Below are 10,000 nucleotides of genomic sequence, written 5' to 3' on the forward strand. Positions count from 1 at the left end.
GTGGAAAGCCAAATAAATGACCAGTGGCAGCAGGTCCTAGCGGCCATCCAAACCAAATTAAGCAAACCCAGCTTCGATACCTGGCTCAAATCCACTAAAGCCAGCGTCTTTACCGATTCCCTCCTTATCATCTGCGCTCCCAACAATTTCGCCAAAGAATGGCTGGAGACGCGCTACGCCAAAATGATCGGCTCCACGGTTTACGAATGCCTGGACAAGAATGTGGAGGTCCAGTTCGTTCTGGAGGAGGACCTTCCGCCCGCCGCCCATACGCCTCCCGTTCCGGCACCGAGGCCGGCGGTTCAGCAGGAAGAGCCGTTTATGAGCATGATGAACCCCCGCTATACCTTCGATACGTTCGTTATCGGGTCGGGCAACCGGTTTGCCCATGCGGCCTCGCTAGCCGTCGCCGAAGCGCCGGCCAAAGCCTACAATCCGCTTTTCCTCTATGGAGGAGTGGGACTCGGCAAAACGCATCTGATGCATGCGATCGGCCATTATGTGCTGGAGCACAATCCGGCTGCCCGGGTGCTCTACATTTCCTCCGAGAAATTTACGAACGAGTTCATCAATGCGATCCGGGACAACCGCGGGGAGAATTTCCGCAACAAGTACCGCAACATCGACGTGCTGCTCATTGACGATATTCAGTTTCTGGCGGGCAAGGAGCAGACGCAGGAAGAGTTCTTCCATACGTTTAACGCGCTGCATGAGGAACGAAAGCAGATTATTATCTCCAGCGACCGGCAGCCGAAGGAGATTCCGACCCTGGAGGAACGGCTCCGATCCCGGTTTGAATGGGGATTGATTACCGATATTCAGCCGCCGGATCTGGAGACGCGGATTGCGATTCTGCGGAAGAAGGCGAAAGCGGAAAATTTGGAGATATCGAACGAGGCTCTGGTGTACATAGCCAACCAGATCGACACGAACATCCGTGAGCTGGAAGGCGCTTTAATCCGGGTAGTCGCCTATTCTTCTCTTATCAACGAGGACATTTCCGTTCCGCTTGCCGCGGACGCCCTGAAGGATATTATTCCGTCCAACCGGCCGAAGGTCATCACGATCCAGGACATCCAGCAGAAGGTCGGGGAGTTTTACGGTTTGCGCCTGGAGGAATTCAAAGCCCGCAAGCGAACCAAAGCTGTCGCCTTTCCGAGGCAGGTCGCCATGTACCTCTCCCGGGAGCTGACGGACTATTCCCTTCCCAAGATCGGGGAGGCGTTCGGGGGGCGGGACCATACGACTGTCATCCACGCCCACGACAAGATCAGCATGACCCTCAAGCAGGATCAAGACCTGCTCAAAATTATCCACAACATCACCGATAAAATAAAAAATCCCGGTTAACAACGAACCGTGAATAACTTCAAGCCTATGCACAATCTATTAACATGTGGATAGGCTTGATCTATGCTGGTCTTGTCCACCTATCCACATATTCAGGCCCCCTACTGCTATTACTAATAAAAAAATATATAATATAAAGGGGAAACTCGGCTTTCGCCTTCTTTCCTTTTGGGCCGTCCGCTCGACGTCTTCCCTCTAAAGGTATGAGGTTTGCCATCCATATAGAACCAGGAGTGAAACCATGAAACTTAAAATATTGAAATCCTATCTGAATGAATCCATCCAGCATGTGTCGAAAGCCATCTCCAGCCGGACCACCATTCCCATCCTGAGCGGGATCAAGCTGGATGCGTCTCCGAACGGGCTTACCCTTACGGCGAGCGATACCGACATTTCCATCCAGTCGTTTATTCCGGCGGAAACCGACGGCAAGCAGATCATTCAGCTCTCGGAAAAAGGCAGCATCGTCCTTCCCGCCAAGTTCTTTGTCGAAATCATCCGGAAGCTCCCGGCGGAAGATGTCGAAATCGAGGTCCGTCCTCCGTTTCAAGCCACCCTCCGTTCCGGCACGTCGGAGATTCAGATGGTCGGGCTCGATCCGGAAGAATATCCTCACCTGCCCAAAGTGGAAGAGAGAAAGGTCATCTCCATCGCCAGCGACCTTCTCAAAACGATGATTCGCCAAACGTCCTTTGCCGTGTCGACAAGCGAAACGACGCCTATCCTGACCGGTGTGCTCTGGACCCTCACCAACAACGAGCTTAAGCTCGTTTCCTGCGACCGGCATCGTCTCGCCCAGCGGGAGACCCCGATGGAAACGGTCGGCGAGCAGCAGTTTGGTAACATCGTCATTTCCGGGAAGACTCTAAATGAGCTGAACAAGATCCTTCCGGACCAGAACACCCTCGTCGATATCGTCGTTTCGGACAACCAAGTGCTGTTCAAGCTGGACAATCTTCTTTTCTATTCCCGGATCTTGGACGGCACCTATCCGGATACGTCGAAGCTCATCCCGCAGAACTTTCAAACCGAGCTTGTTCTTAACACGAAGCAGCTCGTGGACTCCATTGACCGCGCTTATCTGCTTTCCCGCGAGGACAAGACGAATATCGTTAAGCTGGTCATGCAGGACCAGGGATCCGTGGAGATCTCCTCCAGCTCCACCGAGCTCGGCAAGGTAACGGAAACGATTCCGGTTTCGCGCGTGTCAGGCGACTTGCTCCGCATTTCCTTCAACTCCAAGTACATGCTGGACGCCCTGAAGGTTATCGACAGCGAGCAGATTCACCTGGGCTTCACCGGCTCCATGAGCCCGATCATCATTCAACCGGAGGGAGACACCAAGATTTTGCAGCTGATCCTTCCTTACCGGACAACGAATTGAGGCGAACGCATTGAAGAATATTGCCATTCATACGGAGTACATTACCCTCGGTCAGTTTCTTAAGCTGGCCGACTGCATTTCGACCGGAGGCCAGGCCAAAGCGTTCCTGCAGGATGCCGTCATCCAGGTCAACGGGGAGCCCGAGAACCGCCGCGGCCGCAAGCTCGTAGCCGGCGACCAGGTGAACGTGGAAGGCTGCGGCCGGTTTGTTGTGGTGCGCGAATAATGTTTCTGAAGAGGCTGGCGCTCCAGCATTACCGCAATTACGAGCAGTTCGAGCTGAATACGGACCACAAGGTGAATCTGTTCGTCGGCCGCAACGCACAGGGCAAAACGAACCTGCTCGAGGCTATTTTCGTGCTTGCCCTGACCAAATCGCACCGGACCCACCAGGACAAGGAACTCATCCAGTGGAACCACGACCAGGCGGTTCTGACAGGTGAGGTGGAGAAAAAGTACGGGCTGACGAAGCTCGGTCTCACCATCTCCCGGCAGGGCAAGAAGGCGAAGATCAACGGACTGGAGCAGCGCAAGCTGAGCGCGTTCATCGGGTCTTTCAACGTCGTCATGTTCGCCCCGGAAGACTTGGAGATTGTGAAAGGGGCTCCCGGCATCCGGCGCCGTTTTCTCGATATGGAGATCGGCCAGGTGCAGCCCTCCTATCTCTACGACAGCATGCAGTACCAGAAAATACTGGCCCAGCGCAACAATCTGCTCAAGCAGACCGGCCTTATGAAGGCCCACGATTCCACCATGCTGGAGGTTTGGGACGAACAGCTGGTCACCCACGGTACTAAAATGATGAAAAAACGGCAAAGCTTTATAAAAAAGCTGCAAATTTGGGCGGAACGGATCCATGCCGGCATCACCAACGATCAGGAGGAGCTGCGGATTGTGTACCGCCCTTCTTTTGATTTTGACGATGCCGAAGATGAATCTATTTTATTTGAGCGGTTTATGGTAAAGTTAACACAGACACGCGAACAGGAGTTCAGGCGGGGTACCACCTTGACCGGCCCGCATAGGGACGACATGGTGTTCTATATAAACGGCCGGGAAGCGGATGTGTACGGGTCCCAGGGACAGCAGCGGACCACCGCGCTCTCGCTTAAGCTGGCCGAGCTGGAATTGATTCATGAGGAAGTCGGCGAATATCCCATCCTTCTGCTCGATGACGTGCTCTCGGAGCTCGACCAATACCGGCAAACGCAGCTGATCGAAACCTTCCAGGAGAAGGTCCAGACGTTCATCACCACAACCGGAATCGAAAGCGTCAATCTTAATAACCTGCACGATGCCGCGGTTTTTCATGTGAAGAACGGCGGTGTATTCGAGTAACGGGGGATGACTCCTATGTTTATCCATTTGGGCGGGGACAAAATTATTAGAGCGGCTGAGCTCGTAGCCATCTTTGATTTATCCATAGAGAAAAATTCCAAAATATCGAAGCAGTTCGTCAGCGAAGCGGCCAAAGAGAAGAACATCGAGACGATCGGGGAGGAAGAAAGCAAGTCGATTGTTGTGACCGTTGGCAAGGTCTACTATTCCCCCATTTCCTCGACGACTTTGAAGAAGAGGGCCAATCAGCTTTGGATGACTTGACCGTTTTTAACTATAAGAAGAAGGTGAACGTGAATGTCGGTTAACCCTAATACGTACAGTGGCAGTCAGATTCAGGTGCTGGAGGGCTTGGAGGCGGTTAGAAAGCGCCCCGGGATGTACATCGGCTCGACCAGCAGCCGCGGCCTTCACCATCTCGTATGGGAGGTCGTGGATAACAGTATTGACGAAGCTCTCGCCGGTTACTGCGACCGGATTGATATTATCGTGCACAAGGACAACAGCATTACCGTCATTGACAACGGCCGGGGAATTCCCGTTGACGAGCATCCCAAGCTCAAGAAATCGACGCTTGAAGTGGTCATGACCGTGCTTCATGCCGGAGGAAAATTCGGCGGCGAGGACTCCGGATATAAAGTATCCGGCGGCCTTCACGGTGTCGGTATATCCGTCGTCAACGCCCTCTCCGAGGTCGTCGTGGTACAGGTTAAACGGGACGGCAAAATTTATCAGTTGGAATTCCGCCGCGGGGTTCCCCAGTATGAGATTAAAACCATCGGGGAAACGGAAGGCACGGGTACCCAGACCACGTTCAAGCCGGACCCGGAAATTTTCCAGGAAACGACCGTCTATGATTACGATATTTTGCAGTCGCGCTTAAGAGAGCTGGCTTTCCTGAACAAAGGAATCGAGATCAACCTGACCGACGAGCGGACCGATGTGTCCAATACGTATAAATACGACGGCGGGATCGTTTCCTTCGTGGAGTACTTGAACCGCAACCGGGAGAAGCTTCATGAGCCGCCTATCTACACGGGAGGCAGCAAGGATGCCATCCAGGTGGAGGTTGCGCTGCAGTACAACGACAGCTACTCCGAAAACATTTATTCGTTTGCGAACAATATCAATACCCACGAGGGCGGAACCCATGAATCGGGCTTCAAGAGCGCGCTTACGCGGATTCTGAACGATTATGCCCGCAAGTCGGGGTCCCTTAGGGAGAGCGACCCGAACCTGTCCGGAGACGATGTCCGGGAAGGATTGACGGCGATCATCTCCGTTAAGATCCCCGAGCCTCAGTTCGAAGGCCAGACGAAGACCAAGCTCGGCAACAGCGAGGTCCGCGGGATTGTGGAATCGCTCTTCTCCGAGAAGCTGCAGGAATTCCTTGAGGAGAATCCGGCTACGGCCAAGAAGATCATGGAAAAAGGCATTCAGGCCGCCAGAGCCCGGGAAGCCGCCCGTAAGGCACGCGAACTCACCCGACGTAAGAGTGCTCTGGAGGTAAGCTCCCTGCCCGGCAAACTGGCCGACTGCTCGTCTAAGGACGCCTCAATCAGCGAGGTGTACATCGTAGAGGGCGACTCGGCGGGCGGCTCCGCCAAGCAGGGCCGCGACCGGCACTTCCAGGCGATCCTTCCCCTGCGCGGGAAGATCCTGAACGTGGAGAAGGCGCGTCTCGACAAAATTCTCTCCAACACGGAGATCCGGGCCATCATAACCGCGCTTGGAACCGGGATCAGCACCGATTTCGACATCAGCAAAGCCCGCTATCACAAAATTATCATCATGACCGATGCCGACGTCGACGGCGCTCACATCCGGACGCTGTTGCTGACTTTCTTCTACCGCTACATGCGGAAGCTGATTGAAAGCGGATATGTGTACATCGCCCAGCCTCCTCTCTACAAGGTGGAGCGCAACAAAACGGTCCGCTACGCCTACAACGAGAAGCAGCGCGATGCCATCATCGCCGAATTCGGGGAAGGCGTGAAGGTCAACGTGCAGCGGTACAAGGGTCTCGGCGAGATGAACCCCGGCCAGCTGTGGGAGACCACGATGGATCCCGAAACGCGGACCCTGCTTCAAGTCAGCATCCAGGATGCGATGGAAGCCGACGCCTTGTTCGACACCCTTATGGGGGATAATGTTGAACCGCGTCGCGACTTCATCCAAGAACATGCCAAATACGTCAAAAATCTCGATATTTAGCCCCATCTCCAAGAAGGCCTTTCGGCCTTCTTTTTTTTTGGATTTTACAAAAATTTAAATTGAAAATGGGCGAAATTGCCTATAAACTAGTATCGAAAACGCTTGCAACTTATCCGCATTTGAGGAGGATCGCTGGTTGAAGAAGACCCTTTCCCGGCTGCTCGCCGCCGCCATGATCGGCCTGTTTGTTCTTTCCCCCGCCTTGGCCGAATCCCGGAACGCCCCATTGTTTTACGATCAAGTGGCCGTCCTGGCCTATCACCATATCGACGAGACTGCCGAAAGCGGAGTCACGATCACGCCTGATTTGTTCCGCCGGCAGCTGGAGTATTTGCAGGACAAAGACTATCATTTTATCACGCTTGAGGACTTCAAGGGCTTTCTCGCCGGTGGGCCGGTACCCGCCAATGCAACCCTGGTGACCTTTGACGACGGGTACCAGAGCTTCTACACGAAAGCTTACCCGATCCTAAAGGAGCTCGATATTCCGGCGGTCAATTTTGTCATTACCGGTGACTTGGAGCACCCGCTGGACACCCGCATCCCTTCCCTTTCCCGGGACCAGATCCAAGAGATGACCACCTCTCCCTTATCTGTGACGGCCCAATGCCATACTCACCGGCTCCACCGCAAAAGCCAGGAAGGCACCCCTCTTCTGCTGAAGCAAAAGACGGACGGCCGTCTGGAAACCCCGGAGGAATATGCCTCCCGAATCCAAAACGACACCGCTTCCTGTTTGCGGGAGCTCGACCGGATCGAGAACCGGAAGCATGACTCCTTTGCCTATCCCTTCGGCCTGTTTGATAAAGAAGCGGAGAATAACATTCAATCGGCGGGCATTGCATTCGCTTTTACCACACTCAATGAAATGGCGTCGCGGCGGTGCGATCCGATGCAGATTCCAAGAATCAATGCGGGAAGTCCTTACATGGACCCGGAGAAGCTTCATAACCAGGTGTTGTACCGTACTTCTCTGGAAGTTCCCGAAACCAAATACGTCCCTTTGAGCCGGACGCTCCGGCAGCTGGGAGGTTTCGCGACCCAGACGGAATCCGGGCAGCTTCAGATCCAATACAAGGACCAGGTTTATTTGGTGTCGCCGGATACCCTCACAGCCAAGAGCGGCCCTTCGGTTATCCGTCTGGAGTCTCCCCTGCAGGAGAGAAACGGCAAAAATTACATTCTCTTAAAAGACCTGGAGAGCATTCTAGGCGAGAAGATCGTTTTTAACCCGAACCGGCATGTTTATCAAACCCGCCAGGCCCCGACCGTAAAGGCTTCTCGTTAATCACGGCGGCGAAGGTTTAATTGTGCTAACGTAGTGAAAGTAATATAATATAAGGTGATGCACAATTTCGGGAGGTAAACCATGGCCGAAGAGTTACATTCACAAGTTAGGGAAAGAGATATAGGCTCCGAGATGCGCGAGTCCTTTATGGACTATGCCATGAGTATTATCGTCAGCCGTGCACTGCCGGATGTAAGGGACGGTCTTAAGCCCGTTCACCGCAGAATTTTGTTTGCCATGTCCGAACTGGGGATGTCCCCGGATAAGCCATATAAGAAATCGGCGAGAATTGTAGGAGAAGTCATCGGGAAATATCATCCGCATGGAGATAGCGCCGTCTATGAAACCATGGTCCGGATGGCCCAGGATTTCTCCCTCCGTTATATGCTCGTTGACGGCCACGGAAACTTCGGCTCCATTGACGGGGATTCGGCTGCCGCCATGCGTTACACCGAGGCGCGGCTTTCCAAGATCGCCATGGAACTGCTCCGGGATATCAACAAAGAAACCATCGATTTTGCTCCTAACTATGACGGGGAAGAGAACGAGCCGGTCGTTCTTCCCGCGCGTTTTCCGAACCTGCTGGTTAATGGGGTTTCCGGGATTGCCGTCGGGATGGCCACCAACATTCCTCCCCATAACCTGGGCGAAGTGATCGATGCGATTCAGCATATGATCAAAAATCCGGAGGTTACCCCTCTGGAGCTGATGCAGTTCATCAAAGGCCCCGATTTTCCGACGGGAGGCTTCATCCTGGGCCGGGAAGGCATTAAGCAAGCCTATTCCACCGGGCGCGGCTCCGTCACCATGCGGGCCAGGGCCACCATTGAGGAACAGAACGGCAAAGCCCGAATCATCGTGCATGAACTGCCGTATCAGGTAATCAAGACGCGCCTGATCGTCAGCATCGCCGACCTGGTTCGGGAGAAGAAGATCGACGGGATCACCGATCTGCGGGACGAGTCAGACCGTAACGGCATGCGGATTGTCATTGAGCTTCGCCGGGACGTGAATCCGAACGTCGTTCTGAACAACCTGTACAAGCAGACCGCCATGCAGACCAATTTCGGGATTATTATGCTTGCGCTGGTGAACAAAGAGCCGAAGGTCCTGAACCTGAAGGATATGCTGCATTATTATTTGCTGCACCAGCAGGAGGTTATCCGCCGGCGGACCGAATACGATCTGCGCAAAGCGGAAGCCCGTGCCCACATTCTGGAGGGCTTGCGGATCGCTCTTGATCACCTGGATCAAGTCATCGCCCTTATCCGCTCTTCTCGAACCACAGACGAAGCCCGGGAGGGCCTGATGACCCAGTTCAGCCTGAGTCATGACCAGGCCCAGGCGATCCTGGATATGCGTCTGCAGCGTCTGACCGGCTTGGAGCGCGAGAAGATTGAAGAAGAGTACAAGGAGCTTATGAAGAAGATTGCCGAATACCAGGCCATCCTTGGGGATGAGCAGCTGGTTCTGGCCATCATTAACGACGAGCTCGAAGAAGTGAAGCTGAAATTCAGCGACGAGCGCCGCTCCGAAATCACAATAGGCGAATACAGCATCGAAGACGAAGACTTGATTCCTCAGGAGGACGTGATCATTACGATCACCCATTCCGGGTACGTCAAGCGTCTTCCGGTGACCACCTACCGGTCCCAGAAGCGCGGAGGACGCGGGGTCATTGGGATGGATACCAAAGAGCACGACTTCGTTGAACATTTGTTCGTCACGAACACGCATCACCATCTCCTGTTCTTTACCGACAGGGGCAAGGTATACCGGCTCAAAGCCTACGAAATTCCGGAGCTCAGCCGGACTTCCCGCGGAACGCCTATCATCAATCTGATTCAGATTGAGCAAGGCGAGACGGTTAACGCCGTGATTCCAGTCGAAAGCTTTGATTCCGAGCAGAACCTGTTCTTCGCTACGCGCAGCGGAATTGTTAAGAAAACACCTCTCGAGGATTATCGCTTCATCCGCAAGGGAGGGCTGATCGCCATCAACCTGCGCGAGGATGACGAGCTGATCGGGGTTAAGCTGACGGACGGCAAGCAGGAGATCATCATGGGAACGAAGCAGGGCATCTCCATCCGGTTCCCCGAGCAGGATGTCCGTCCGATGGGACGCTCCGCGACAGGAGTCAGAGGGATCAATATCTCCGAGGACGATGCGGTCATCGATATGGATACGGCCGAGGAAGCGGACAGCGTACTGATCGTTACCTCCCAAGGCTTCGGTAAACGTACCGCTATGAACGAATACCGGATACAGTCGCGCGGCGGTAAGGGAATCAAAACGCTGAACATTACGTCTAAGAATGGTCCGGTGGTAGGCCTCAAGGTCGTCAAAGAAGACGAGGACCTGATGATCATTACCGCTCAGGGAACCATCATCCGTATGAGCATGGAGAGCATTTCCATGATGGGCCG

8 protein-coding genes (1 of these 8 cut by a window edge) are annotated in these 10,000 nt (G+C 54.0%); all 8 read left to right on the plus strand.

Annotated elements, in window-relative coordinates; genetic code table 11:
- On the plus strand, window positions 1-1,350 hold the full coding sequence (gene dnaA, locus MJA45_RS00005; RefSeq protein ID WP_315605282.1) for a chromosomal replication initiator protein DnaA: 1,350 nt from the start codon (window positions 1-3) through the stop codon (window positions 1,348-1,350).
- A gap of 241 nt (window positions 1,351-1,591) precedes the next feature.
- Window positions 1,592-2,734, plus strand: coding sequence for a DNA polymerase III subunit beta (dnaN, locus tag MJA45_RS00010; RefSeq protein ID WP_315605283.1), 1,143 nt, complete (start codon window positions 1,592-1,594; stop codon window positions 2,732-2,734).
- A gap of 10 nt (window positions 2,735-2,744) precedes the next feature.
- Window positions 2,745-2,960 (plus strand): S4 domain-containing protein YaaA, encoded by a 216-nt coding sequence (gene yaaA / locus MJA45_RS00015; protein WP_315605284.1) that lies wholly within the window; start codon window positions 2,745-2,747, stop codon window positions 2,958-2,960.
- On the plus strand, window positions 2,960-4,072 hold the full coding sequence (gene recF, locus MJA45_RS00020; RefSeq protein WP_315605285.1) for a DNA replication/repair protein RecF: 1,113 nt from the start codon (window positions 2,960-2,962) through the stop codon (window positions 4,070-4,072). The genes yaaA and recF overlap by 1 nt, the downstream gene beginning before the upstream one ends.
- Before the next feature lie 15 nt (window positions 4,073-4,087).
- Window positions 4,088-4,336, plus strand: a complete 249-nt coding sequence (gene remB / locus MJA45_RS00025; protein ID WP_315605286.1) for an extracellular matrix regulator RemB — start codon at window positions 4,088-4,090, stop codon at window positions 4,334-4,336.
- A 33-nt stretch (window positions 4,337-4,369) separates the two neighbouring features.
- Window positions 4,370-6,286, plus strand: coding sequence for a DNA topoisomerase (ATP-hydrolyzing) subunit B (gene gyrB, locus MJA45_RS00030; RefSeq protein WP_315605287.1), 1,917 nt, complete (start codon window positions 4,370-4,372; stop codon window positions 6,284-6,286).
- 136 nt (window positions 6,287-6,422) lie between these two features.
- Window positions 6,423-7,574, plus strand: a complete 1,152-nt coding sequence (locus MJA45_RS00035) for a polysaccharide deacetylase family protein (RefSeq protein ID WP_315605288.1) — start codon at window positions 6,423-6,425, stop codon at window positions 7,572-7,574.
- Window positions 7,575-7,655: 81 nt separating this feature from the next.
- Window positions 7,656-10,000: the 5' portion of a DNA gyrase subunit A gene (gene gyrA, locus MJA45_RS00040; RefSeq protein WP_315605289.1), read on the plus strand. It continues 130 nt past the right edge of the window; only the first 2,345 of its 2,475 coding nucleotides appear in the window; the start codon lies at window positions 7,656-7,658; its stop codon lies beyond the right edge, outside the window.

The organism is Paenibacillus aurantius (genome assembly GCF_032268605.1).
Classification (GTDB): domain Bacteria; phylum Bacillota; class Bacilli; order Paenibacillales; family NBRC-103111; genus Paenibacillus_AO; species Paenibacillus_AO aurantius.